At 64.7% G+C, this 24452-nt stretch carries 22 protein-coding genes; 12 read left to right on the top strand and 10 right to left on the bottom strand.

The window, feature by feature from the left end; translation table 11 throughout:
• The 3 genes from ML01_RS03050 to ML01_RS03040 are packed head-to-tail and all read right to left on the bottom strand — an operon-like array spanning window position 1 to window position 976.
• Window positions 1-369 carry a hypothetical protein gene (locus tag ML01_RS03050; protein ID WP_058553921.1) on the bottom strand — a complete coding sequence of 123 codons (369 nt, stop codon included), beginning with the start codon at window positions 367-369 and terminating at the stop codon, window positions 1-3.
• A 23-nt stretch (window positions 370-392) separates the two neighbouring features.
• A complete protein-coding gene (locus ML01_RS03045) occupies window positions 393-674 on the bottom strand; it encodes a DUF2442 domain-containing protein (RefSeq protein WP_058553920.1) in 282 nt (93 codons plus the stop codon).
• Window positions 671-976 carry a DUF4160 domain-containing protein gene (locus ML01_RS03040; protein WP_058553919.1) on the bottom strand — a complete coding sequence of 102 codons (306 nt, stop codon included), beginning with the start codon at window positions 974-976 and terminating at the stop codon, window positions 671-673. Before ML01_RS03040 ends, ML01_RS03045 begins: the two co-directional genes overlap by 4 nt.
• Window positions 977-1292: 316 nt before the next feature.
• Between ML01_RS03040 and ML01_RS03035 the strand changes: the two genes are divergently transcribed.
• From ML01_RS03035 to ML01_RS03005, 7 genes are all read left to right on the top strand, one after another.
• A complete protein-coding gene (locus ML01_RS03035; protein ID WP_082673905.1) occupies window positions 1293-2354 on the top strand; it encodes a glycosyltransferase family 2 protein in 1062 nt (353 codons plus the stop codon).
• Between the two features lie 35 nt (window positions 2355-2389).
• Window positions 2390-3958: a glycosyltransferase family 39 protein gene (locus tag ML01_RS03030; protein WP_058553975.1), complete on the top strand. Its 1569-nt coding sequence runs from the start codon at window positions 2390-2392 to the stop codon at window positions 3956-3958.
• Entirely contained in the window at window positions 3951-4838 is an 888-nt protein-coding gene (locus ML01_RS03025) for a phosphatase PAP2 family protein (protein WP_058553918.1), read from the top strand. Before ML01_RS03030 ends, ML01_RS03025 begins: the two co-directional genes overlap by 8 nt.
• 167 nt (window positions 4839-5005) lie before the next feature.
• On the top strand, window positions 5006-5791 hold the full coding sequence (locus ML01_RS03020; RefSeq protein WP_254045119.1) for an ABC transporter substrate-binding protein: 786 nt from the start codon (window positions 5006-5008) through the stop codon (window positions 5789-5791).
• A gap of 23 nt (window positions 5792-5814) precedes the next feature.
• Window positions 5815-6798 carry an iron ABC transporter permease gene (locus ML01_RS03015; protein WP_058553916.1) on the top strand — a complete coding sequence of 328 codons (984 nt, stop codon included), beginning with the start codon at window positions 5815-5817 and terminating at the stop codon, window positions 6796-6798.
• The gene (locus ML01_RS03010; RefSeq protein ID WP_058553915.1) at window positions 6795-7577 is read left to right on the top strand and encodes an ABC transporter ATP-binding protein; all 783 of its coding nucleotides are present in this window, start codon (window positions 6795-6797) and stop codon (window positions 7575-7577) included. The genes ML01_RS03015 and ML01_RS03010 overlap by 4 nt, the downstream gene beginning before the upstream one ends.
• Complete coding sequence (locus ML01_RS03005) at window positions 7574-8935, top strand: cobyrinate a,c-diamide synthase (RefSeq protein ID WP_082673903.1); 1362 nt, start codon at window positions 7574-7576, stop codon at window positions 8933-8935. The genes ML01_RS03010 and ML01_RS03005 overlap by 4 nt, the downstream gene beginning before the upstream one ends.
• Before the next feature lie 14 nt (window positions 8936-8949).
• Here the strand turns inward: ML01_RS03005 and mnmE are convergent, their stop codons facing one another.
• From mnmE to rpmH, 4 genes are all read right to left on the bottom strand, one after another.
• Window positions 8950-10338: a tRNA uridine-5-carboxymethylaminomethyl(34) synthesis GTPase MnmE gene (gene mnmE, locus ML01_RS03000; RefSeq protein ID WP_254045118.1), complete on the bottom strand. Its 1389-nt coding sequence runs from the start codon at window positions 10336-10338 to the stop codon at window positions 8950-8952.
• On the bottom strand, window positions 10335-12029 hold the full coding sequence (yidC, locus tag ML01_RS02995) for a membrane protein insertase YidC (RefSeq protein WP_058553914.1): 1695 nt from the start codon (window positions 12027-12029) through the stop codon (window positions 10335-10337). The genes mnmE and yidC overlap by 4 nt, the downstream gene beginning before the upstream one ends.
• Before the next feature lie 13 nt (window positions 12030-12042).
• The gene (gene rnpA / locus ML01_RS02990; RefSeq protein ID WP_254045124.1) at window positions 12043-12432 is read right to left on the bottom strand and encodes a ribonuclease P protein component; all 390 of its coding nucleotides are present in this window, start codon (window positions 12430-12432) and stop codon (window positions 12043-12045) included.
• Between the two features lie 95 nt (window positions 12433-12527).
• Window positions 12528-12662: a 50S ribosomal protein L34 gene (gene rpmH / locus ML01_RS26810; RefSeq protein ID WP_082673902.1), complete on the bottom strand. Its 135-nt coding sequence runs from the start codon at window positions 12660-12662 to the stop codon at window positions 12528-12530.
• 443 nt (window positions 12663-13105) lie between these two features.
• On the opposite strand from rpmH, the gene dnaA reads away from it, so the two are divergent.
• From dnaA to gyrB, 4 genes are all read left to right on the top strand, one after another.
• The gene (gene dnaA / locus ML01_RS02985; protein ID WP_058553912.1) at window positions 13106-14449 is read left to right on the top strand and encodes a chromosomal replication initiator protein DnaA; all 1344 of its coding nucleotides are present in this window, start codon (window positions 13106-13108) and stop codon (window positions 14447-14449) included.
• Between the two features lie 203 nt (window positions 14450-14652).
• Window positions 14653-15756, top strand: coding sequence for a DNA polymerase III subunit beta (gene dnaN / locus ML01_RS02980; protein WP_058553911.1), 1104 nt, complete (start codon window positions 14653-14655; stop codon window positions 15754-15756).
• A gap of 23 nt (window positions 15757-15779) precedes the next feature.
• Entirely contained in the window at window positions 15780-16793 is a 1014-nt protein-coding gene (locus ML01_RS31245) for an AAA family ATPase (protein WP_082673901.1), read from the top strand.
• A gap of 70 nt (window positions 16794-16863) precedes the next feature.
• Window positions 16864-19272, top strand: coding sequence for a DNA topoisomerase (ATP-hydrolyzing) subunit B (gene gyrB / locus ML01_RS02975; RefSeq protein ID WP_058553910.1), 2409 nt, complete (start codon window positions 16864-16866; stop codon window positions 19270-19272).
• Between the two features lie 49 nt (window positions 19273-19321).
• Here the strand turns inward: gyrB and gmhB are convergent, their stop codons facing one another.
• Genes gmhB through glyQ form a run of 3 tightly spaced genes read right to left on the bottom strand, consistent with a single transcriptional unit; the run spans window position 19322 to window position 22873 of the window.
• Complete coding sequence (gene gmhB / locus ML01_RS02970; RefSeq protein WP_058553909.1) at window positions 19322-19864, bottom strand: D-glycero-beta-D-manno-heptose 1,7-bisphosphate 7-phosphatase; 543 nt, start codon at window positions 19862-19864, stop codon at window positions 19322-19324.
• Window positions 19861-21942 carry a glycine--tRNA ligase subunit beta gene (gene glyS, locus ML01_RS02965; protein WP_058553908.1) on the bottom strand — a complete coding sequence of 694 codons (2082 nt, stop codon included), beginning with the start codon at window positions 21940-21942 and terminating at the stop codon, window positions 19861-19863. The genes gmhB and glyS overlap by 4 nt, the downstream gene beginning before the upstream one ends.
• Window positions 21943-21955: 13 nt before the next feature.
• Complete coding sequence (glyQ, locus tag ML01_RS02960) at window positions 21956-22873, bottom strand: glycine--tRNA ligase subunit alpha (RefSeq protein WP_058553907.1); 918 nt, start codon at window positions 22871-22873, stop codon at window positions 21956-21958.
• A gap of 213 nt (window positions 22874-23086) precedes the next feature.
• Between glyQ and ML01_RS02955 the strand changes: the two genes are divergently transcribed.
• A complete protein-coding gene (locus tag ML01_RS02955) occupies window positions 23087-24292 on the top strand; it encodes a cation diffusion facilitator family transporter (protein WP_058553906.1) in 1206 nt (401 codons plus the stop codon).
• Window positions 24293-24452: the final 160 nt, after the last annotated feature.

Here is a 24452-nt window from a genome sequence, read left to right as displayed (position 1 = left end):
CTACCGGGGGTTCTCGTCGATGGCGGCCATGACCCGGCTCGCCTTGATGAGGCTGCCCGGTGCCAGGAACTGGTCTTGGCGCACCGCCTGCATGACGAGAACGAAGATTCCCACCAAGAACCACAGGGTGTGCTTGATGTCTGCGAAGGCCTCCCGCAGCGCCCGGCGCTCATCGGTGCCGATCTGTTGGTAGGCCGCGAACCAAGCACCGCCCTGGCGGGTGCAGGCCAGCCGCCGGCCCAGGCGGGCGAGGAAGGCGTCTACGTCCTTGCGCTGGGACTCGCCGGCGAGAAAGCGCCAGGGGTCCGGATAGCGGACGTTGCAGATGAGCTCGCCGGACAGGTGCAGGGTGGCGGCTTGCTCGAACATCACCGTCTGAGCCGGCACGGCCTTCAGGCCGCCGCCTCACCCTCTGCCTGGTGGCTGATCCGGTTGCGGTAGAGGTCCATGATCGGGAAGCAGAGATCGAAATCGCCCCAGAGCAGGTTGCCGTATTCCACCCGGAAGGCCCTGAAGCGGCGCTGATCGAGAAAGGCGCGGATGTCGGGATGCCGGGACTGGGACAGGAAGGGCAGAAAATCGACGGTTTGACGGCTGCCGTCGTCGAAGTGCAACCGGATGCGGTACTCGCCTTCCCACTCGGCGCTTTGAATGTCGATCTTGGGGTCGTTCATTTCAGCCTCCGGGTGATGCGCTCGCTCGGCACGGGCTTGTTCAGGACGAAGAAGTCGATCCACTTCCGCACGATGTCCTCAGCGCGGGCCGTGACGATCTCCTTGAACAGTACCGCCTCTTTCGCCGCAAGCGGCGCGCGGCCGGCAGCTCCGCCGAAGCGGATCTCGGTGATGACGCCATCGACGATGATCAGCTCCGCACGCCCTTCCCTGCCCTGGCAGTTGCCGTGAACATGCACCGGCTCGTGCTCGTTGGCGTAGAAGAAGATCACCAGGCCAAAGTACTCGTACAGCTTAGGCATGCGTGATGTCGCCTGTCATCTCGCGGGCGCGCCCACGGGCGCTGTCGATGGCCTCTGGCCATCGCGTTCGGTCCGGTGTTGGACGCTTGTCGGCAAGCGTACACCCACTCGCATGCCTTGCGACAGCGCGGCATGCGCAACGATCTATTGCGCCACTCAGCCAGCGCATGCCGATATGGCGTCGGCGTGGGATGCAGTGGTCAGTACTTCGATGGTCGACGTCGCGGAGCCTCGGTTCCCGCGGTGGACGCCCCGGGGCACTGCGCTTAAGCTGCGCGCCACGCCGCGACAGCGGTGACAGCCGTCAGCAGCATCCATGACCCAACCCGACCCCCATGCCCTGCCGGACGCGGCGACGATCTCTGCGCCCTTGCCGGCCGAGCCGGCAGCCGATCCGCGCAGCCTCTCCGTCGTGGTCCCGCTCTATCGCGAGGCGGACAACGTGCTGCCGCTGGTGGCGCGCGTGCACGAGGGGCTCGCGGACTATCGGCACCCGTGGGAGCTGATCCTGGTGGACGACGGCAGCCGCGACGCGACGGCCGCGCGCTTGCAGGAGGCGGTGGAGCACTACGGTGCGCACGTGCGCGTGATCCGCTTTCGGCGCAACTTCGGCCAGACGGCGGCGATGCAGGCGGGCTTCGATGCCGCGCGCGGCCATCTGGTGGCGAGCCTGGACGGCGACCTGCAAAACGACCCGGCGGATATTCCGCGCATGGTGGCGGAGCTGGTCGACCGGGACCTTGACCTGCTGCAGGGCTGGCGGCGTAACCGTCAGGACGCGCTGGTGCAGCGCAAGCTGCCGTCGCGCATCGCCAACGCGCTGATTGGGCGCGTGACGGGCGTAACGCTGCACGACTACGGCTGCAGCCTCAAGGTCTATCGCGCGGAGATCATCAAGGAGGTGCGGCTGTTCGGTGAGATGCACCGGTTCATCCCGGTGTGGGTCGCCACCATCACGGACCCGGCGCGCATCGGCGAGACGGACGTGAGCCACCGTGCGCGCGAGCGCGGCGAGTCCAAGTACGGGCTCTCGCGGACCTTTCGCGTGCTGCTGGACCTCTTGGTCGCGTTCTTCTTCCTGCGCTACGGCGCGCGGCCGGGGCACTTCTTCGGCAGCATCGGGCTCGGCTTCGGCGCCGTCGGCGGGCTGATGATGGCTTGGCTGATGATCGTCAAGTTCGGTTTTGGCGAGGACATCGGCCAGCGGCCCATGCTGTTCGTCGCCATCCTGTTCATCGTCGCGTCGCTGCAATTCCTGACCACCGGGGTGCTGGCGGAGGTGCTGTCGCGGACCTTCTTCGCCTCCGGCGAGCGCACGCATCACTGCATCCGCTGGCAGTCGGACCCGGCGCGGGCGGGCTGGAAGGGGGCGGCTTGAGCGCTCCTGCACAGCCGGGGCTTGGGCAGCGCTCGCTGTTCGCGCCGCCGGCGGCCTTTGCACTGCTGGCGCTCGCGGTCTGGCTCGGCTTCTTCTGGCAGTTGGGCGCGGTGCCGCTCTATGACCTGGACGAGGGCGCCTTCACCGAGGCGACCCGCGAGATGCTGGCGTCCGGCAACTTCATCACGCCGCACCGCGACGGCGCGCCGCGCTACGACAAGCCGGTGCTGATCTACTGGTTGCAGGCGGCATCGGTCAGCGTGCTCGGCTTCAACGAGCTCGCGTTGCGATTGCCGTCCGCCATCGCCGCGACGCTGTGGCTGGCGGCGCTGTGGGGCTTCGTGCGCGGGCGCCTCGATGCGGCCACCGCCACGGTGGCGGCGCTGATCATGGCCTTCGGGCTGCAAGTGGCCATCATCGGCAAGGCGGCGGTGGCGGACGCGGTGCTGAACCTGTTCATGGCGCTCGCGTTCTTCGATATCTATCGCTGGCTGGAGACCAAGGCCCCACGCCGTGGTCTGCTGCTGCGGGTGTACCTGTGGCTGGGCTTGGGCTTTCTGACCAAGGGGCCGGTGGCGGTATTCTTTCCGCTCCTGGTGAGCTTTGCGTACTGCTTGTCGCTCGGGCGATGGCGGGATTGGCTGAGGGCGGTGTTGGCGCCGCTCGGCTGGCTCGTGTTCATCGCCGTCGCCGGGCCCTGGTATCTCGCGATCTTCATCGACGACGGGCCGGGGTTCTTTCAGAGCTTCTTCCTGGACCATAACGTCGGGCGCTACGGGGGCGTCAAGCACGGCCATGCGGGCTTTGCGGGCTACTACTTCGTGATGCTGCCGGTGGTGCTGTTGCCATTCACGGGCTGGTTTCTGCGCCTGTTGCCCATGGTGCGCAGTTTGTGGGCGGAGCCGCTGGACCGGTTCCTGCTGTTGTGGTTCCTGTTCGTGTTCGTCACCTTCTCGTTCTCGGACACCAAGCTCCCACACTACATGGTCTACGGCATCACGCCGTTGTTCATCCTGATGGCGCGCCACCGCGACGCGCTGCGATCCCGCTGGCTCGCCTTTGGCCCGCCGCTCCTGTTTATGGTGCTGCTGGCGGCGCTGCCGCTGCTGTTACCGTTGTTGGCGGGGCAGGCGGAGCGTGCGCACGAGCAAGCGCAGCTCGCCGAGGGCGCGCGGGTGCTCGATTGGGCCTATGTGCTGACCACCGTCGCGGGGCTCGCGACTGTGATTGTGCTGATCGGCTATACGCGCATCCCAGTGTGGCAGCGCCTCGTGCTCGCGGGCGCGGTGCAGACGCTGGTGGTGTTCGGCGCGCTGGTGCCGCGGGTGTTCGAGGTGATGCAGGCCCCGGTGAAGGAGGCTGCCCTGCTCGCCCGGGCGCTGGACCGACCAACCGTGGTCTTTCGCACCAGCATGCCGAGCTTCAGCGTGTACCGGGGCGCCATCACGCCGCAGACGGACCGGCCGGCACCCGGCGAGCTGGTCTTTCTGCGCGTAGACAAGCTTGATGCCCTCGCCGCGACGCGACCGGGCGAGCAGCTCGAAGCAATCTATCGGCGCGGGCCGGTGGCGCTTGCGACGTTCCGGCAGGCGGACGATGGCTGACATCCGAGCCGGCAGGCTGAGCGCGCTGTGGCAGAGGCTCGCGGCCGATCTGCACGACGCCTTGCAGCACGGCGCCGCACGGGACCCGGGGCCATCGCCGGCCGGTGAGGCCTGGCTCACCCACGCCGGTCTCGCGGCACTCGTGCTTGGTAGCGGTCTTGCGCTGCTCGCGGGCTATCACGCGGGCTTCATGCCCCTGAACACCGCCGCGGCGATGCTGCCCTCGACCCTGTGGCAGGCGCTGACGATGCTGGGGGACGAGCGGGTCGCCTTCGCATTAAGCCTGTTCTTTGCCCGCCGGCACCCGCGGGTGTTCTGGACCCTGGTCTGCTCTGCGCTGGTGGCGATTCTGTATTCGCGGGGCTTGAAGCCGCTGGTGGACGCGGCCCGCCCGCCGGCGGTGCTGCCCGCCGGAAGCTTCATGCTCATCGGGCCTGGCCATCGCGGCGAGGGCTTTCCGTCCGGGCACAGCGTCACGGCCGGGGTCTTCTTCGGCGTGCTGATCGCCTATGCGCGACGCCTCCCGTGGCGGCTCGTGTTCCTGTTCATCGCGGTGCTCGCCGGATTGAGCCGCATCGCAGTCGGTGTCCATTGGCCGGTGGACGTGGCCTTTGGGCTCGGCGGCGGTTTCCTCGCCGCCTGGGTCGGTGTCAGGATCGCCTCGCGCATGCCCTGGGGCGTCTACGACGGCTCGGTGCACCTTGCGCTGGTGACCCTGGCCGCCATCGTGACTGTTGGGCTCTGGGTGGACGACGGGGGCTACGCGGCAATAGCGCCCGGGTTGAAGCTGCTGACGGCCGCGGCGCTGACGACGGTTGTGCTTGGCTACGTGGTACTGCCGCTGCGACGCTGCATGCGCGCCGGGGTTTCGGCGCCTTGACGCTTGCGCGGCCTGCCTTGCGTTGCCGCGGCCGTGGGCCAACCTCTCCCGCCATGCCGCATCGCTCTCCCCCAGCATCCCGCGTCCGCAGGCTGCGTCTGGGCCTTGGGCCCTTGGCGTTGATGCTGGCATCCGCGGCCGTCCCGGCAGAGGGTCTGCCGAGGGTCATGAGCACGAACCTGTGTGCGGATCTGCTGCTGTTGTCCATTGCGGCGCCGTCGCAGATCGTCTCCGTGTCGCGGCAGAGTCAGGACGCGACGCAGTCGCCCGTCGCCGAGCAGGCGGCGGCCTATCCCGCCAACGCCGGTGGCGTCGAAGATCTGCTGTACCGCAAACCGGACATCGCGCTCGTGTATTCGGGCTGGAACGGCGGGCGCTTCGGTGACCTGCTGGCGGGGCAGGGCATCGAGGTGGTGCCGGTGCCCTATCCGACGGACTGGGACGATGCGCTGGACACGGCGCGCAAGGTTGCGGCGCGCATCGGCCGCGCCGAGCAGGGGGCGGCGCTTGCGGCCGGCGCCGAACAGCGCATGCGAGCCCTGGCGGCCGGGGTGCCGGCGCTGAAAGCCCTGTATCTGCGCCCGAGCGGCGGCAGCGCCGGCCGCGGCACCTACGTGGATGATGTGCTGACACGGCTCGGTCTCAGGAACCTCGTCGGCGAGCATGGCCACGCGGGTTGGGCCGCCTATCCGCTGGAGCGGATCGTGCTCGACCCGCCCGACGTCTTCCTACTCGGTTACTTCGAGCAGCGCCAGCCGCTCACGGCATCGGCCTATGCGCGGCATCCGCTGCTGCGCAAGCTGCTGGCCGAGACACCGCAAGTAGCGGTACCGAGCCGGGTCTGGGGCTGCGGCGGCCTAGAGCTGGTGGGCGCCGCGGAAGCCATCGCCGAAGCCGTCGTCGAAGCCATCGCCGAGCCGGTGCAAACGATCGGCAGCGGTGTGGCACGGTGATCTTGGGGCCTTCGCCGGCGCGGATGCTCGCGCTGCACGCGACGCTCGCGGCGGTGCTGTTGGTGCTCAGCATCCTGTCGCTTGGACTCGGCGCGGCGCCGATGGGGTGGGGCGAGGTCTTGGGCGGCTTGTTCGGCACCGGGCCGGAGGAGCACCGCATCATCGTCCGGCAGATCCGGCTGCCGCGAGTGCTGCTCGCCTGGCTCTTGGGTGCGGCGCTCGGCATGTCCGGGGCGGCACTGCAGGGCCTGCTGCGCAACCCGCTGGCGGAGCCCGGACTGCTCGGGATCTCGGCCAGCGCCGGGCTGGGTGCCGTGCTGGCGCTGTACTTCGGGCTCACGGCGTTCGGCATCTGGATACTCCCGAGCTTGGCGATGGCGGGGGCGCTCGGCGCAACCCTGCTGCTCTATGCGCTGACCCGGGGCGGGACCTCGAACCTGACCCTGATCCTGGCGGGTGTGGCGCTGTCCTCGCTCGCCGGCGCGCTGACATCGCTGGCGCTGAACCTGGCGCCGAATCCGGCGAGCGTGCAGGACATCGTGCTCTGGCTGCTGGGGTCCATCGCCGACCGCAGCCTCGCCGACGTGGGGCTCGTGCTCCCCTTCGTCGCCGTGGGTCTCGTCTTGCTCATGGCGGCGGCCCCAGCGCTGACGCTGTTGACGCTGGGCGAGGCAGAGGCGGCGAGCCTCGGCGTTCAGTTGCCGCGACTGCGCGGGCTCATCATCACGGGCTCGGCGCTGGCCGTCGGCGCCTGCGTGTCGGTGACGGGCACGATCGGTTTCGTCGGCCTCGTGGTGCCGCACCTATTGCGCGGGCTGGTGCGGCATCAGCCGGGCAGCCTGCTGCTGCCGAGCGCCCTCGGCGGCGCCGTGCTGGTGCTGGGGGCCGATCTGGTCATTCGTCTGCTGGACACGCCGCAGCCGTTGATGCTGGGCGTGGTCACGGCGCTGGTGGGCGCGCCGTTCTTCCTGGCGCTCGTGGTGCAGAGCCGGCGGACCCTGCCATGACCCGGTTGACGGTGCAGGGTTTGGCGGTGAGCCTCGGCGGTCGTGCTCTAGCAGCGGGCGTGGACCTGTGCGTGGAGCCGGGCGAGCTGTTGGGGTTGATCGGGCCGAACGGCGCCGGCAAGTCCACGGTGGTGAAGGCCATCGCGCAGCTTCTGCCGTATCGGGGCGAGGTACGGCTGGGGGCATGGCGTTTCGACCGGATCGGTGCCCGCGACAGGGCTCGGGCGGTTGCCTACCTGAGTCAGGATGATCAACTACAGTGGCCCATCAGTGTGGCCGAGCTGGTGGCGCTCGGGCGCTATCCGCACCGTTCGGGCTGGGGCGGCGCGCTGGGTGCCGCCGATGATGCGGCGGTGGCAACGGCCATGCGCGCGGCCGACGTGTGGACGCTGCGGGAGCGTCGCGTGGATCAGCTCTCCGGCGGCGAGCGCGCGCGGGCACGGCTGGCCCGGGTGCTGGCGGTGGAGGCGCCGCTCATCCTCGCCGACGAACCGGTCGCGGCGCTGGATCCAAAGCATCAGCTCCAGGTCATGGCCCTACTGCGCGCGCACTGCGCCGGCGGCGGCAACGGCATCGTGGTGCTGCACGACCTGACCCTGGCGAGCAGGTTCTGCGACCGGCTGCTGCTGCTGGACGAGGGACGGCCCGTGGCAACCGGCACCGTCGCCGATGTCCTGACGGCGCAGCACCTTCACGACGTTTATGGAATAGACGCCGTCACGGGCGTGCACAATGGCCAAACCTACATCGTGCCCTGGGCGAATCGGAACAACGCATGAACAACGGTTCCATCTCAGCGCCGGCGCGGGGCGACACATCCGGCGGCCCGGGGTCCGACGGCGAGCCCGCCGGGTCGCGACACTGCCCGGCGCTGCTGCTGTCGGCCACCGGTTCCGGTCAAGGCAAGACCACGGTGACCGCGGCGCTTGCGCGACATCATGCGCGCGCGGGCCGGCGGGTGCGGGTGTTCAAGGTGGGACCGGACTTTCTGGATCCGATGATCCTCGCCCGCGCGAGCGGGGCTGAGGTGTCGCCGCTCGACCTCTGGATGGTAGGCGAGGCCGAGTGCGCGCGGCGCTTGTATGTGGCCGCGGGCGAGGCGGATCTGATCCTGGTGGAAGGGGCCATGGGGCTGTTCGACGGCGATCCCAGCGCGGCGGACTTGGCGCTTCGGTTTCGGCTGCCGGTGGCCGCGATCATCGACGCGCGCGGCATGGGGCAGACCTTCGGTGCGCTGGCGCTGGGGCTGGCGAGCCACCGTCCCGGGCTCGACCTGGCCGGCGTCATCGCGAACCGGGTCGGCAGCGCGCGCCACCAAGAGATGCTGACCGCGCAGTTGCCGCCGTCGGTGCCGCTGCTCGCGGCCTTGTCTCGGCTCGACGACGCGGCGCTGCCGAGCCGGCACCTGGGGTTGGTGCAGGCGGACGAGATTGCCGATCTGGACCGGCGCCTGGAGCTGGCCGCGGACGGGATCAGCGGCACGACGCTGGCGGCCTTGCCCGCGACGGTGAGCTTCAGCGGTGCTCGCGACGCGACGCTGCCGCCGCTGCTCGCGGGCAAGCAGATCGCCATCGCACGGGATGCGGCGTTTTCCTTTCTGTACGCCGAGAACCTGCGGCTGCTCGAAGCGCTGGGCGCCGAGTTGAGATTCTTCTCGCCGCTCGCCGACACCGGTATCGACGCCGATGCCCTTTACCTGCCCGGCGGGTATCCGGAGCTGCATCTCGCGGCGCTCGCCGGTAACACCGCCATGCACGCGGCGCTCAAGCGGCATCTGGCGGCGGGCAAGCCGATCTACGCCGAATGCGGCGGCATGCTCTACCTGCTGGAGCGGCTTACGGATCTGTCGGGGCAGGGTGCTGACTTGGTCGGCCTGCTGCCGGGGGAAGCGCGCATGCAGCCCGGAGTCGTCGGGCTCGGCATGCAAGCTTTGCCAACGGCGCAGGGCGAGCTACGCGGGCACAGTTTCCACCATTCGGCGATGACGACGCCGGCTGAACCCGTCGCTTACGCCATGCGCCAGCATGGCGTGCGACGCGGCGAGCCCCTGTACGCGCTGGGTCCGCTGCGCGCGAGCTATCTGCATCTGTATTTTCCGTCGAACCCTCGCGCCGCGGCGGCGCTGTTCCTGCCCTGAGCCGATCCGCGGCGTCATTTGCCGATACAGAACTCGCTGAAGATGCGCCCGAGCAGCTCATCGGAGGACACCACGCCGGTGATCTCGCCCAGGCTGTGTTGGGCGAGCCGCAGGTCATCGGCCACCAGCTCGGTCGGCAGGCCCTCGGTGGCGCCACTCAATGCGGCCTGCAGGTGCTCGCGGGTGCGCCGCAGCGCGTCCAGATGACGTCGGCGGGCACTGAGCTCGGCGCCGGCGTCGCCGCCGAGACCCGCATGTCGGAGCAGCGCCTGGCGCAGCGCGTCCAACCCGGCCCCTGTCGCGGCCGAGCAGGCGATCTCGGTGCCACCATCTGCGCAAGGCTGCTCGCCGGGGTCGCGGGCGCTGAGATCGATCTTGTTGCGGACCCGAAGCACGGTCGCGCCGGCGGGTAGCCCGGCGGGCGGCGCGGAGTCGCCCGTCGGCTGCGCATCGTCGATGATCCAGAGCACGAGGTCGGCGCGCTCGATCTGCTCTCGGGCACGGCGGATGCCCTCCTGCTCGATGGGATCGGCGGACATCCGCAGGCCGGCCGTATCCACGACACGCAGCGGCAGACCTTCGATCTGGACGTCCGCGTGCAGCAGGTCGCGCGTGGTCCCCGGGATCGGTGTGACGATGGCACGCTCGGACTCCGCGAGGGCGTTGAGCAAGCTGGACTTGCCCACGTTCGGGGCGCCGGCCAGCACCACCAGCAAGCCGTTGCGCAGGCGCTCACCGCGGGTAGCGACCGCGAGGAGCGCGTCGGTCTCCTCAAGCAATGGGGTCAGGTCGCGATTGACGTTCCGAGCCAACGCGGGGTCCAGCTCCTCGTCCGGAAAGTCCAGGCTCGCTTCCAACAAGGCGCGCGCCCGGGTCAGGCCCTCCAATAGATGCTCCACGCGGCGCGCAAAAGCGCCCTGCAGGGTACGCACCGCAAGGCGAGCCTGCTGTTGTGTGCCGCTCGCGATGAGGTCCGCAATGGCCTCTGCTTGGGTCAGATCCAGCTTGCCGGACAGGAAGGCGCGCTCACTGAACTCGCCGGGGCGAGCCTGCCTGGCACCGAGCTCCAGCACCCGTGTCAAGAGACTGTCCATGACGACGGGGCCGCCGTGGCCCTGCAGCTCCAGCATGTGCTCGCCGGTGAAGGAGTGCGGCGCGGGAAAAAAGAGCACGAGGCCCTGATCGATGGACTCGCCGGCTGCGTCCATGAACGACGCCAGCAGCGCTACGCGGGGCTCCGGCAGCCGGCCGACGACACGCCGGGCGATGTCGGGCACATCGGGACCCGACAGCCGCAGGATGCCGACAGCACCGACGCCCGGCGCCGTCGCGATGGCGGCGATGTTGTCGCGCGGGCTGGCTGCGGCGCGCACCGAGGTCGATGCCGCGTCGCAGCCGGTCAAGCCTTGTGCTTTGCCGCGTCGGCCTTCTCGATCTGGCGCGTGATGTACCACTGCTGCGCGATGGACAGGAGCTGGTTGACGGTCCAGTACAGCACGAGGCCGGCCGGGAAGAAGGCAAAGAACACCGTAAACACGAACGGCAGGGCCATGAAGATCTTTTCCTGCATCGGGTCCGGCGGCGGCGGGTTCAGCTTCTGCTGGACGAACATGGACACGCCCATGATCACCGGCAGCACGAACCAGGGATCTGGCGCGGTCAGATTGTCGATCCACAGCATGAACGGGGCGTGGCGCAGCTCAACGCTTTCGAGCAGCACCCAGTACAGCGCGATGAAGACGGGGATCTGCACTAGGATCGGGAGACAGCCGCCGAGCGGGTTGATCTTCTCCTTTTTGTACAGCTCCATCATGGCCTGGTTCAGGCGCTCCTTGTCATCCCCGTAGCGATCCTTCAGCGCCTTCAGACGCGGCGCGACCTGGCGCATATGGGCCATGGACTTATAGCTGGCCTCGGAGAGCTTGTAGAAGGCGAGCTTGATCAGGATGGTCAGGATGATTATTGCCCAACCCCAGTTGCCGACCAGGCCGTAAATGGCCTCCATCAGCCAGAAAATGGGTTTGGCGAGGACGGTAAGCCAGCCGTAATCGACGGCAAGCTCCAGTCCGGGCGCGATGGTGTCGAGCCGATCCTGGAGCTTCGGTCCGACGAAGAGCCGGGTCTCAAAGCTCTGCGAGCCGCCGGGTGCCACCGTGACCGACGGAGAGTACTGGCCGATGATATAACGGTCGCCACCGACGACCTTCGTGTAGAAGGTCTGCTCCTGATCCGCCTCCGGAATCCAGGCGGCCATGAAGTAGTGCTGGATCATCGCGATCCACCCGCCCGTGACCGCGAGATCCAGCGGCTCCTTCGCCATGGCGTCGAAGCTTTCCCGCTTGTACTTGGTCTCAGGTCCGTAATAAACGGCGCCGGTATAGGTGTTGACGAAGCGGGACTTGTTAGGGTCGATCAGGTCCGTGCGCTGAAGTTGGTCATAGTTCCGAAGCGCGACGACGCTGTCGCTACCGTTATCGACTCGCTGTTCGGTGTGGATCAGGTAGCTGCCGCGCTCGAACCGGTAGCGCTTCGTCACCACCAGGCCGTCCTCACCTGTCCACACGAGGGTGACCTGGACGGCATCGTCGCCGTCGGCCAATGTGTAAGCGGTTCGGTCGGCGCTGAACAGTGCGTTGTGCGTCGGCAGTCCACTGTCGGCGGCGCCAAGCAAGCCCGACTGCACGATGCACATGTTCGGATCGTTCGGCTTCAGCAACTGCAACGGCTTATCGGGCTGGCCGGCAATCTCCGCGTACTTTTTCAGCCAAAGCGCTTGCAGGGTGCCGCCGCGGGTAGAGATCTCCGCTTTGACGACATCCGTCTCGACAGTGATGATCTCTGCGGCCTTGCCGGTGTCCCCGGTGTCGCCTGATTGTCCCGTTGCAGCCACGGGCATCGCGGGCGGCGCGTTTGGCGCGTCGCTTGGCAACGCGGGTTGTTCCGAGTCGTCCCCCGTCGGCGCCGACAGAGGCTGTTCCGATGCGGTCGTTACAGGGGCCTGCGGGATGCGCCCGTAGTCCTCCATCCAGGCTTGGTAGATGAGGAATAGCACCACGCCGAGGGACAGCAGGAGGATGAGCCGAAGGTTGTCCATCAGATTAACTGCTTCAGTAGGGGGCTTGCGCAGACCTAGCCGAGGCCGGCTGCGGGGGTTCGATAGGGGGCAGCGACCGGCGCTCGCCCTCGGGCCGCTGACGACAGAGGTTCTGCGCCAACTCGCTGAAGTGCCGTGTTATGGACGCCCTGACGCGGGCATTGTCGGCTTGCTTGAGACCTGCTCTCGCAACGACCACGAGGTCGATCGCGCAGGGAAACCGCGTGTGACGGAACATCTCTCTAACCAACCGCTTTACGCGGTTGCGGTCAACGGCGCGCGGAAGGGCCTTGCGGGAAACGGCAAGCCCGAGCCTGGGGAGCGAGCCGGGGTCTGCGTCCACGCGTCGGCGGCCGGCGACGCTGAAACAGTCGTCGCTGCTGCGGACGGGCCGCCGAAACACCTGTTGAAACTGGCTCCCTGTCAACAACCTGCGCGAGCGCTCGAAGCCTGTCGCGTCCACTAACCGCGGAGCGGCGGCGTACGGCGTAGCATGGGTTACGGACAGAGCCTAACACGCCCCTTATTGCGTCGTGCTTTCAAGACCTTGCGACCGTTTCGGGTCGCGTTGCGAACGCGGAAGCCATGGGTTCTGGCGCGCTTCAGGCGGCTTGGCTTAAAGGTCTGTTTCATCTTCGTTCCAGGTATATCGGCGAGGCGGCGGGTTGCTGAGATCGCCGCAGAAAAAGACCCAGAACAATACCCTAACGGCGCCTGCACGGCAAGGCAGAGCAGAAAGAGTTGGCGGTCCGTCGGTCGGCTGTGGATAACCTTGGCGGTTGTGGATATAGTCTGGCGACGGTAGTTTGGCGCTGACGACAGGTACGGCCAGAATCTCTCCGCCATGGCCCAGATCCCCGTCTAGGGGCTGAGCAGCAAGCTCCTGGGCGTCGCCCGAGGGCGAGGGACGACAAGCCGTGGCGTCCCTTTAGCAGCGTCTTCGAGTCGCTTCCTTGCCTGGGGGGCCAGCGCCTTGTGGTCAAACCACCGGCGTCGGATTGCGGAATTCTGCCTTCTGCACTTCTGCCGCCTGCTCCAGTCTTGTCAATCGTTCCGTTGCCAGCAGGATTTTGTGCATGAGTGACCTTTGGGCAGCCTGCGCCGCCGCATTGAAGGAAGATCTGACGGCGGCTGAGTACAGCACCTGGATCATGCCGCTGCAGGCACAGGACGCAGACGGGGCCATCTGCCTGTTGGCGCCCAACCGCTTCGTGAAGGACTGGGTCAAGCAGCACTACGAACAGCGGATTGTGCGACTCTGCAACGAGATCAGCGGCGGGCGCGTACGCCAGGTCCGCTTCGAGATCGGCGCGTTAGTCGCCAGCGGCAGCAGCGGCGCCGGACCCGAGAACCCCCGCGTGCATATCAGCGCAGAGGCGGTCTTGGAGCGTCGGCGTGCGGAGAGCAACCTAAACAAGGACTTCACGTTTAGCACGTTCGTCGAAGGCAAGTCGAACCAGATTGCCCGTGCGGCGTCGATACAGATCGGCCAGAACCCCGGCACGGCCTATAACCCGCTGTTCATTTATGGCGGCGTCGGCCTCGGTAAGACGCACCTCATGCACGCGGTTGGTAACACGATTCTTGACACGAACCCTAACGCGAAGGTCATCTATGTGCACTCCGAGCGCTTCGTCTCGGACATGATTCGGGCGTTGCAGCACAACAAGATTGACGAGTTCAAGGGCCGCTATCGGCGTGTCAACGCACTGCTCATTGATGATGTGCAGTTCTTCGGCAACAAGGACCGCTCCCAAGAGGAATTCTTCCACACCTTCAACGCGCTGTTCGAGAGTAAGCAGCAGATCGTGCTGTCGAGCGACCGCTATCCGAAGGAGGTAACGGGGTTGGAGGAACGGTTGAAGTCGCGGTTCGGTTGGGGACTCACCGTGGGCATTGAGCCACCCGATTTCGAGACTCGGGTAGCGATCCTGCAGAGTAAGGCGGCGCTTCTGAATGTGGAGCTACCCGAGGATGTTGGGTACTTCGTGGCGAAGCGCATGACGTCGAACATCAGGGAGCTCGAGGGCGCGCTGCGGCGATTGGTGGCAAACTCCCATTTCATGGGAGCGCAGATCGATATGGGCTTTACGCGTGACGTGCTAAGGGACATGTTCGTCGCGCAGGATCGCCAGATAACGATCGAGAATATCCAGAAGACCGTCGCAAACTATTACAAACTGCGGGTCTCGGATCTGACTTCGGCGAAGCGCACGCGTAACATCGCCCGGCCGCGACAAGTCGCGATGGCGCTCGCTAAGGAGCTGACTAAAGCGAGCCTGCCCGAGATCGGCAACGCCTTTGGTGGGCGAGACCACAGCACGGTGATCCACGCGACGCGCAAGATCGAGGCCTTGCGCGCTAGCGATACGATGATCGAGGAGGACTACCGAATCCTGTTGAGAACCCTGACGAGCTAGCTGTGGATATCCTGTGGATTGATTGGGGGCGCCCTTGGAGCCGGGAGTTTTCCACAGCTTTCCAAACACCTGTGAACAGGGGTAACAGGCAGCTAAGTTGCTGCGAAAAAAGGGGAAAGTGGCGCTCCAAGGCGTTGTCCCCGGCTGTTATTACTATGGTTTTATACTATCCTCTTAATGAATATTAGAGGGGCGGCAGCGACGTGAAAATCGATATTCCGAAAGCAGATTTGTTGCGCGCCCTTGGCGCTGTTGCGGGGGTCGTGGAGCGCAGGCAAACACTTCCTATCCTAGCGAATGTGCTTATTGAAGGAGCCGATGACAGGCTGAGGCTTCGAGCAACCGACTTGGAGCTCGCGGTGGCCACTGTTGTCGGCGGGCATGTTGGGCAAGACGGTGCCATTACTCTGCCCGCGAGGAAGCTCACCGATTTTTGCCGGTCTTTGCGGGACGATGCGACGGTGAAGATCACGACGGAAGCGGAGCGCTGCGTGGTGTCAAGCGGGCGAACGAGATTCACGCTCGGCGCGCTGCCAGCGGGGGATTTTCCGTCTTTAGCGACGGAGGATGGGATGAGGACCGTAAGCTTGCCAGCGACGGACCTGAAGATGCTTCTGGATAAGACCTCGTTCGCGATGGCACAGCAAGACGTGCGGTATTACCTTAACGGGGTCTTGCTTGAGTTGTCGGGGAGCGAGATCACCGCGGTCGCCACCGACGGACACCGCTTGGCGCGCTACGTCGTCGGTTTGGAAGCTGCGGTTTCGGAAGACGTGCAGCAGATCATCATCCCGGCGAAGACGGTTGCCGAGATCAGGCGGATGCTCACCGACGAGGAAGAGTTGATCGAGTTCAGGTGGGGCGAAAGGACGTTGGTCGTTGCTGCTGGGGTTACCGTGCTGACATCGAAACTGGTCGAAGGCAAGTATCCGGAGTACCGGCGAGTCATACCTAGAGGGTTGGAGCGGGAAGTGATCGTGGATCGCGAGTCATTACGCTTGGCGTTGCAGCGGGCCGCGATCCTGTCCAACGAAAAGTATAAGGGGGTGAAGGTGACGTTTGAGAACGGCACGGTCCGCCTTCAGGCACAGAATCCCGAGCACGAGGTGTCAGAGGACGAGTTGGCCGCGGAGTACGATGGCGAGGCGGTAACGGTTGGGTTTAATGTGGCGTATCTCATGGATGTCTTGCAAAGCGTCGATTCGCCGAGGGTGGCGGTTAATCTTCAGGACGCGGACAGCAGTTCGGTTTGGAGAGGCGTCGAGTGCGAACAGGAGACGTTCGTTGTCATGCCCATGCGCTTATAGTCGGTCATACGTTCTTGAGCTGGATGGAATTATTGCATATCCGGAATCTACGCTGTATTCAACAGGCGGAGCTCGCGCTATCCCAGGGGCTGATTTGGTTTTTCGGCGGGAATGGAGCAGGCAAGACGACGCTGTTGGAAGCGGCTTACGTTCTGGATCGTGGGCGGAGCTTTCGTGGCCGTCGTGCTGGGCCACTGAGGACCCACGGGGCTGACAAGACACAGCTTTCGGCGGTATTGATCGAAGGCGAGAGTCGTTGGGCTCTGCGCTGGGTAGATGGCCAGCGGAGCGATGGACCTCGCCCGCGCGGCGCTGTCCGATTTGTGGGTGCATCAACCTTCGGGCTGTTGGAGGGTGGTCCGTCCTTGAGGCGCAGATTTATCGATTGGTCGATGTTCCACGTGGAACCAGGTGCTGGTCTTGCCCTAGGCAACGCCGGTCGGCTCGCCCAGCAACGCAACGCTTGGCTGCGCTCCGGCGCGAGGGGTTATCGGGTCTGGGACGGCGGGTACGCGGAAGCCTACGCGGTGCTGGCCGAGCACCGGTGCCGCTTCGTCGGGGCGGTGAACACGATTTTTGTTCAGTTGACAGCATCGCTATTCCCTGGCGGACCACTGTCTTTAGAGTGGGAAGGCAGTCTCTCTGCGTCTGAGGCGATGTCTGCCTTGTCACGACAATGGGCAGCAGATCGAAGTCGCGGGTTCACCCAGTTGTCGCCTTGGCGCGGAGACCTTGTGATCCTCCGAGGCGACAGGCGTTGGGGAGGCTCGCGCGGAGAAAACAAGCTAGCGGCTATGTTGTTGCAGCTAGCGGTGCATCGGGTTGCGGCAGAAACCTGCCCAAGCGCAGTCGTCCTAGTGGATGATCCATACGGCGAAGTTTCGCCGGCTCTTGTTCTGCCCGTTCTTCGCGAATGGGTGTCTCAAGCCGACCAAGTGTTAGTGGCGGCCTTGTCAGAGCCTCCTGCTGGGCTCAACGCGGACAAGGTGTTCCACGTGGAACATGGTCAAACATCCGTCCTTGCTCGCCACTGCTAAACAGAATAGACACCGGCCGCGACGCGGGCGACCCAGAACGAACGAGTACCCGAAGGTAACACCACGTACCATGACCTACGACTCATCAAACATTAAGGTTCTCCGCGGCCTCGACGCGGTGCGAAAGCGCCCGGGTATGTACATCGGAGATACGGACGACGGGACCGGCCTTCACCACATGATCTTCGAAGTGGTCGATAACTCAATTGATGAAGCCCTAGCTGGGTGCTGCAGCGACATAGAGGTCATCGTTCACGACGATTACTCCGCCACGGTGACGGACAACGGTAGGGGAATTCCCGTTGATATACACCCAGAGGAGAACCGGTCGGCAGCGGAGGTCATCATGACCGTGCTTCATGCTGGCGGTAAGTTTGACGACAACAGCTACAAGGTGTCTGGTGGGCTGCACGGCGTCGGGGTCTCGGTGGTGAACGCGCTCTCGGAGCGGCTGGATCTGCGCATAGCTCGAGAAGGGGCGCTGTACGAGCTCCGATTCACCCGGGGAGTGCCGGACGCCCCCCTCGCACGCGTTGGCGACTCGACGAACACCGGCACCTCAATACGATTCTGGCCAGCAGCGAGCATCTTCTCCGATCGAGATTTCCATTATGACATCCTGGTCAAGCGCCTCCGGGAGTTGTCGTTTCTTAATTCCGGCGTGCGAATCCGACTTCGCGACGAACGCTCACAACGGGAAGATACCTTCGAGTACATCGGGGGGATCGAGGCCTTCGTGCGATACCTAAACGAAATGAAGGCCGCAATCCACCCGACTACCTTCTACTTCAGTGCGACGCGGGACTTTGTGACCGTCGAGGTCGCCTTACAGTGGAACGACTCGTATCAGGAATCGATCTTCTGCTATACGAACAATATCCCACAGCGCGACGGCGGCACCCACCTAGCCGGCTTCCGCGCCGGACTGACGCGTACCCTCAACCAATATATCGAGCGCCAGGGATTGGATAAGGCGCAGAAGACGCGTCCCGTTGGCGACGATGCCCGGGAAGGCTTGACGGCGGTCGTCTCGGTCAAGGTTCCAGACCCCAAGTTCTCATCCCAAACGAAGGACAAGCTGGTTTCGTCCGAGGTCAAACCCATCGTCGAGTCTTTGTTGGTGGAACACCTCGACATGTTTCTTGAAGAACGACCGGCCGAGGCGAAGGTCATCGCCAACAAAATGCTGGAAGCGGCGCGGGCGCGTGAAGCCGCGCGCAAAGCGCGCGAGATGACCCGTCGAAAAGGGGTGCTGGATGTGGCGGGACTACCGGGCAAGCTCGCGGACTGTCAGGAGAAGAACCCCGCGGGCTCGGAGCTCTTCATCGTGGAGGGTGATTCCGCCGGCGGCTCGGCCAAACAAGGACGTGACCGGGCTTTTCAAGCGATACTGCCTTTGAAGGGGAAGATTCTGAACGTCGAGAAGGCGCGTTTCGACAAGATGTTGTCGTCCGCAGAGGTTGGGACGCTGATCACCGCGCTCGGATGTGGCATCGGCCGCGAAGAGTACGATCCAGATAGAGTTCGTTACCACCGCATCATCATCATGACGGATGCGGACGTTGACGGCGCGCACATCCGCACGCTCTTACTCACCTTCTTCTACCGGCAAATGCCTGAGCTCATTGAGCGCGGGCACGTCTATATCGCGCAGCCGCCCCTTTACAAGGTCAAGCGAGGAAAGCAAGAAGACTATCTCCTGGACGATACGGAAATGTCCGCTTCGCTGCTGCGCGCCGCCCTACATAACGCGACGCTACGCCTCAGTAGCGACGCCCCAGCGCTTTCGTCCGACGCCCTCGGCCAGCTAGTCGGAGAGTACCAGTCCTTCAAAGCTATCGCTTCTAGGCTGCAACGGCGCTACGACAGTCTCGTGATTGAGGAGCTCGTGGCGATGACACGGCTAACCAAGTCGATCCGGTCCGACGAAGCCGCCCTGGACGCCTGGGTTGGTAGCCTGGAGGAACGTGTCAAGCGTAGGACTGGACCGCCACACGATTATCGCCTTAGCGTCTCCTCGGCAGAGGGAGTCGCGCAACGGATGCTCCTGGAAGTGGTCCGTTTTGTTCACGGCGTCCCGGAGACGTCCTACATTCCGCTGGACTTCTTTGATAGTCCGGAATATGACCGCATTGCATCACTGGCAGAGAAGCTCGATGGCTTAGTGCAGCCTGGTGCCGCCGTGGCCCGGGGAGACAAAGAGCAACTCGTCGAGTCCTTTGTCGAGGCATACGACTGGCTGTTTGCAGAAGCCCGCCGGGGTTACCAGATTCAGCGATATAAAGGACTTGGGGAAATGAATCCAGGCCAACTGTGGGATACGACCATGGACCCGTCGACCCGTCGCCTATTGCGTGTGACAATCGAAGATGCCGTCGCGGTCGACCAAATATTTACAACGTTGATGGGGGAGTATGTCGAACCACGCCGCGAGTTTATCGAGCGATACGCCCTCGAAGCGTCGAACATCGACGTGTGACCTCTGGGGGCATGCCACTGGTCCGCACCGCGCACGAGCCGGCGTTAGACTATTGCGCTGAGATAATCGCTGCCGCCGCCGCCCTCAAATCCTTGTAGATGCGAACAGCTTTCAGCGAGGCTGACAGCGCGTTTGCAGTCGCAACCCCGTTTCCAGTCCGTACGAGAATCGGGATGGCGCCTGCGGCTCTGCCGGCTTCGAGATCGCGCAGTGAATCCCCAATGAAGGGTGTCGTTTCGAGCCCAACCGAAAAACGCCTTGCCAGGGTGATCAACAACCCCGGAGATGGCTTACGGCATGCGCAACGATCTGCTGGCCCATGCGGACAGAACGCAACGGCGTCGATCCGAGCGCCAACGGCAGCAGCACGAGCGCAGAGCGCGCCGTGCATTCGGTTCAGCGTATCGACGTCGAAGTAGCCGCGTGCGATCCCCGATTGGTTCGTTGCCACGGCAACGCTAAAGCCCGCCTGCGTCAGCAACCCCAGGCCTTCCAAGCTGCCATCGATGAAGCGCATCTCATCGACTGAGCGGATGTAGTCAGCGGAATCTTCGTTGATGACCCCGTCGCGATCTACGATAACCAGTCTCATGCAAATCGCAACTTAGAGATATCGGCGATGCTCGCGAACAGTGACCCAATCTGGCTTAGCAGCGCGAGCCTGTTCCGACGCACGCGCGGATCCTTGTCCATAACGAGCACCGCATCGAAGTAAGCATCCACGTCTCCACGAAGCAAGGCCAGCTCGTTCAGTGCCGCGGCATAATCCGCCTTCTCCAATAAAGGCACGACCCGACGCCGAACGGCCGCCAAGGTTGCGGCGAGTGCCTGTTCCGCAGGAAACTCAAACAGCGTGGGGTCAATGTCACCCGGTTGGGCGGCCACCTCGGCCTTCTTGAAAATGTTCGCGATGCGCTTGTTTGCCGCGGCCAACGCGGCTGCGGCCTCCAGCTCAGCGAAGCCAGCGACGGCACGCACGCGTTTGTCTATATCACTCGGGGCCGCAGGCTCTACGGCCAGCACCGCGTCGACCACCGAAGCATTGATCCCCTGGTCTGCGTAATAGCCGCGCAACCGTTCGACGATATAGGCGTACGTATCGTCCACCGCTTCGGATGCACCTAATGTCTCGGGGAGGTCAGCAGCGGCGTCGCTAATGAGTTTGCGAAGATCCAACGGCAACGGCGTTTCGATGAGTATCCGTAGCACCCCGATGGCAGCCCGCCGCAGCCCATACGGGTCTTTGACCCCGCTGGGGCGCTCGCCGATGGCGAAGATACCGATCAGCGTGTCCAACTTGTCCGCGAGCGCCAGTACGCGACCGCAGGGGCCTGCCGGCAATTGGTCACCCGCATGCCGTGGCATGTACTGCTCTTCCAAGGCCGCCGCGACGCAAGAATCCTCACCGGCCCGTTCCGCGTAGCGCCGACCCATGGTGCCCTGAAGGCCGGGAAACTCTCCAACCATCGACGTGACAAGGTCGCACTTTGCGAGCTGTGCCGCACGTTCCGCCGCGTCAGCGTCGTATCCCAAGAGCGTGGCTATCCTGCGACTTGCCGCTGCAACGCGTCGGCTCTTGTCCCCAACACTGCCTAGCTTGTGCTGGAACACAAGCTGCTCCAGGGCAGGGGCGCGCGCCGCGAGTGATACCCTAAGATCTTGGTCCCAAAAGAATCGAGCATCGCTGAACCGTGGCCGGATGACGCGTTCGTTACCTGCGCGCACGAGGCGCGGTTCCCTGCTGTCGATGTTCGCGACGGCGATGAAATATGGCAGGAGCGCATCGTCGTCCGCGCCCCGCACCGGAAAGTACTTCTGGTGTTGCTGCATGGTTTCGATAAGGACCTCGGGCGGCACGCTGAGGAAGTCCTCGTCGAATCGCCCGAGCAGGGCCACCGGCCACTCACACAAAGCGGTGACTTCGTCGAGAAGCTCCGGAGGCATGTGCGCCTTCCCTTGGACCGAGCGCGCGAGCTCGCTGACTTGCGCCCGAACGCGCTCCCGCCGAAGCGAGAAATCAGGCTCCACCGACGCCTTGCGGAGCGTGGGCGCATACTGCTCCGGCGTCTCAACAGGGAGGGGCCCAGGGTGATGAAACCGATGACCACGGCTGTCCTGCCCAATTGCTACTCCGAGAATGCTGCCTGGGACGACATTCGTTCCGAAGACCACGCAGGCCCAATGGACCGGTCGTACGAAGCTCACCTCGCCATCGCCCCACCGCATGCGTTTTGCGATAGGCAGTCTCTCAAGAGCTGCGGTGATAACCTCGGGCAGTAGGGAGGGCGTCGCCGACCCTGACTGTACTTGGCGATGGACCAGCCAGGCGCCTTTCTCCGATTCGTCTCGCTCCAGATCCTCGACAGTGACGCCACAAGACTTCGCAAAGCCCATCGCCGCCTTTGTCGGCGCCCCCTCGGCGTCGAACGCCGCGCTGACGGCGGGGCCCCGCCGCACCGTTTCCGCCTCGCGCTGATGGGTGGCGAGGTTCCGAACGAGGAGCCCCAGCCGACGCGGGGTGGCGAACTGCGCAATGGTACCGTGCGACAGACCCACGGCTAGAAGCTGCCCGGCCAAGGCGCTCGCGAACGCCTCGCTCAAGCCAAGCAAAGCCCTGGGCGGCAGCTCTTCGGTGCCGATCTCGACAAGTAAGTCCTGAACTTCTGGCATGTCGTCTGAACCCCTAGCGTGCCTGCGCCATCGGGAAGCCCAAGGCCTCCCGGCTCGCGTAATAGGTTTCCGCCACAGCGCGGGCCAAGGTCCGCACGCGCAGGATGAACCGCTGTCGTTCCGTCACCGATAACGCCCCGCGGGCGTCCAGCAGATTGAACAGATGAGAAGCCTTGAGCACCTGCTCGTAGGCAGGCAACGGGAGGGACAGCTCGATGAGGTACAGGCTCTGCCGCTCCGCTACGTCGAAGGCACTGAGCAGCGCCGCAACGTCCGCATGCTCGAAGTTGAATGCGGACTGTTCACGTTCATTCTGCAGGAACACATCGCCGTAGGACACCGGACCCTGCGCCGTATCGCCCCACTTGAGATCGAAGACGCTCTCAACCCCCTGCAGGTACATCGCGATCCGCTCCAGGCCGTAGGTGATTTCCCCGCTGACCGGCCGGCATTCGAGTCCGCCGACCTGCTGAAAATAGGTAAACTGCGTCACCTCCATGCCGTTTAGCCATACCTCCCAACCGAGTCCCCAGGCGCCGAGCGTGGGCGATTCCCAGTTGTCCTCGACAAACCTAATGTCATGCACGAGGAGATCGATGCCAAGCATCTTTAAGGAGTCGAGGTAAAGGTCCTGAATCTCCATCGGAGACGGCTTCAGGATGACCTGGAATTGATAATAATGCTGCAGGCGGTTCGGATTCTCGCCATAGCGCCCGTCGGTCGGCCGCCGCGAAGGCTGTACATACGCACAGCTCCAAGGCTCTGGACCGATGGCACGCAGGAAGGTCGCCGGGTGAAAAGTCCCAGCCCCCACCTCCATGTCGTAGGGCTGCACGACAACGCAGCCGCGTTCGGCCCAGAAGCTCTGCAACCGGAAGATAAGGTCCTGAAACGTGCTCGGTGTGGCGACGGAAGGGGTCAAGCGGATCATCCCCATGATGCTGAAAACAGTCAGTCATTCTAGCGACAACCAGCGCCCGCTAACCACAGTGCTGAAGCCCGACATGCCGATGGCGGCGCCCTCGCCTATAATCCGGCTTGCGGGCGCGGTGTCGTCTGCCGACCGCGGTCTCGCTGCCGGGGCCCCGGACACGTCGCGGCGCGGCCCGTCGAATGACCCCTGCAAACCGGCCTGGATGTCGCGATGGAACCCGCTGCTGCCGCAAGTACCGCGCTTGATGCCCGCCTTGATGCCCGCCTTGATGCCCGCTTAGCCGAGCGTCGTCACGCGATCGCGCGCACGGCCATCGTTGGCGCCCTCGTCAACTTTCTCCTGTCTGCAGTCAAGGTGGGTGTGGGCGTCGTCGGGCAGTCACACGCGCTCGTTGCCGACGGCATCCATTCGCTGTCCGACCTCGCTACCGACGCGCTGGTTTGGATCGTGGGCACGCAGTCGAGCCGCGCCCCGGACACCACGCATCCCTACGGACACGGACGCTACGAAACCATGGCGACGCTCGCGCTCGCGCTGGTATTGGTCGTCGTGGCCATTGGTCTCGGTTGGGATGCCGCGCAGAGGCTGTTTTCCCCTCAGGAACTGAGAACGCCAGCTTGGATTACCCTCTACGCGGCCTTGGCGTCGATCTTGGTCAAGGAATGGTTGTACTGGTACACGCTTGCGTACGCAAAGGCCGTGCGCTCGGACATGCTGCGCGCGAACGCCTGGCATCATCGGACCGACGCCATCTCGTCTGTCGTCGTGCTGGTAGGCATCGGCGGCACGCTCGCGGGACTGCCCTATCTGGATACGGTGGCGGCGTTTCTAGTCGCCGTGATGATCGCGCACGTCGCCTGGGAGCTTGGCATCGACGCGGTCAGGGAGTTGGTCGACACGGGGTTGGAGCCGGATCGCCTCGCGGCGGTGCGTGACACCATCCTGAAAGTCGGTGGTGTCCGCGATGTCCACATGCTGCGTACCCGCAGCATCGGCGGCAATGTCTCATCGGACGTCCACGTGCTCGTCGACCCGTACATCAGCGTATCGGAAGGGCATCTGATCAGCGTTAAGGTGGAGCAGGGCCTGAAAAAGCACATCGAAGAGATCGAAGACGTTACGGTGCACATCGATCCGGAAGACGACAACGTCGCACCGCCAACGATGGGGCTGCCGAGTCGCCGCGACGCACTCGCCCGCCTCGGTGCACACTGGTCGGATCTCCCTGCCCTGGAGAAACCGGAACGCGTGCAACTGCACTACCTGAAGGGTCGCATCGAAGTCGAAGTGTTCCTGCCGGAAGACCTCATGCAGGGTGCTGGCGTGCCGCATGGCCTGGCGACGCGAGCGAAGGACGCCTTAGCCGGGGACGCCGTGTTTTCCAGCGTGCGCATCTATTATGGCTCCGCGCCCTAACATGGTGCATGCCCGCGTCGGGTCCGCCAAGCGTGCCTCGGACTGGTGCGACCCTTTTCTGGCAACCGCCCTCGACGCCGGCAAAGGGGATCGTCAGCACACCACATCGGTCACGCCAAGTTCTTGGTGCTTCGGGACGGTGCCCGCGCCGGCGCTTGGG

Origin of the sequence: Thiohalocapsa sp. ML1 (assembly GCF_001469165.1) — a bacterium.
Classification (GTDB): domain Bacteria; phylum Pseudomonadota; class Gammaproteobacteria; order Chromatiales; family Chromatiaceae; genus Thiohalocapsa.
This window is presented reverse-complemented; position numbering and strand designations above follow the sequence as displayed.

What these genes read in the sequence shown, in the direction of transcription:
- ML01_RS03005 (WP_082673903.1), top strand. Translation starts at nt 7,574, where the DNA reads ATGAACAACGGTTCCATCTCAGCGCCGGCGCGGGGCGACACATCCGGC.
- ML01_RS03040 (WP_058553919.1), bottom strand. Translation starts at nt 976, where the DNA reads ATGCCTAAGCTGTACGAGTACTTTGGCCTGGTGATCTTCTTCTACGCC.
- glyQ (WP_058553907.1), bottom strand. Translation starts at nt 22,873, where the DNA reads ATGATCCGCTTGACCCCTTCCGTCGCCACACCGAGCACGTTTCAGGAC.
- rpmH (WP_082673902.1), bottom strand. Translation starts at nt 12,662, where the DNA reads ATGAAACAGACCTTTAAGCCAAGCCGCCTGAAGCGCGCCAGAACCCAT.
- ML01_RS03050 (WP_058553921.1), bottom strand. Translation starts at nt 369, where the DNA reads ATGTTCGAGCAAGCCGCCACCCTGCACCTGTCCGGCGAGCTCATCTGC.
- ML01_RS03010 (WP_058553915.1), top strand. Translation starts at nt 6,795, where the DNA reads ATGACCCGGTTGACGGTGCAGGGTTTGGCGGTGAGCCTCGGCGGTCGT.
- glyS (WP_058553908.1), bottom strand. Translation starts at nt 21,942, where the DNA reads ATGCCAGAAGTTCAGGACTTACTTGTCGAGATCGGCACCGAAGAGCTG.
- ML01_RS31245 (WP_082673901.1), top strand. Translation starts at nt 15,780, where the DNA reads ATGGAATTATTGCATATCCGGAATCTACGCTGTATTCAACAGGCGGAG.
- dnaA (WP_058553912.1), top strand. Translation starts at nt 13,106, where the DNA reads ATGAGTGACCTTTGGGCAGCCTGCGCCGCCGCATTGAAGGAAGATCTG.
- ML01_RS02955 (WP_058553906.1), top strand. Translation starts at nt 23,087, where the DNA reads ATGGAACCCGCTGCTGCCGCAAGTACCGCGCTTGATGCCCGCCTTGAT.
- ML01_RS03045 (WP_058553920.1), bottom strand. Translation starts at nt 674, where the DNA reads ATGAACGACCCCAAGATCGACATTCAAAGCGCCGAGTGGGAAGGCGAG.
- ML01_RS03020 (WP_254045119.1), top strand. Translation starts at nt 5,006, where the DNA reads ATGAGCACGAACCTGTGTGCGGATCTGCTGCTGTTGTCCATTGCGGCG.
- ML01_RS03015 (WP_058553916.1), top strand. Translation starts at nt 5,815, where the DNA reads ATGCTCGCGCTGCACGCGACGCTCGCGGCGGTGCTGTTGGTGCTCAGC.
- gyrB (WP_058553910.1), top strand. Translation starts at nt 16,864, where the DNA reads ATGACCTACGACTCATCAAACATTAAGGTTCTCCGCGGCCTCGACGCG.
- yidC (WP_058553914.1), bottom strand. Translation starts at nt 12,029, where the DNA reads ATGGACAACCTTCGGCTCATCCTCCTGCTGTCCCTCGGCGTGGTGCTA.
- ML01_RS03035 (WP_082673905.1), top strand. Translation starts at nt 1,293, where the DNA reads ATGACCCAACCCGACCCCCATGCCCTGCCGGACGCGGCGACGATCTCT.
- ML01_RS03025 (WP_058553918.1), top strand. Translation starts at nt 3,951, where the DNA reads ATGGCTGACATCCGAGCCGGCAGGCTGAGCGCGCTGTGGCAGAGGCTC.
- gmhB (WP_058553909.1), bottom strand. Translation starts at nt 19,864, where the DNA reads ATGAGACTGGTTATCGTAGATCGCGACGGGGTCATCAACGAAGATTCC.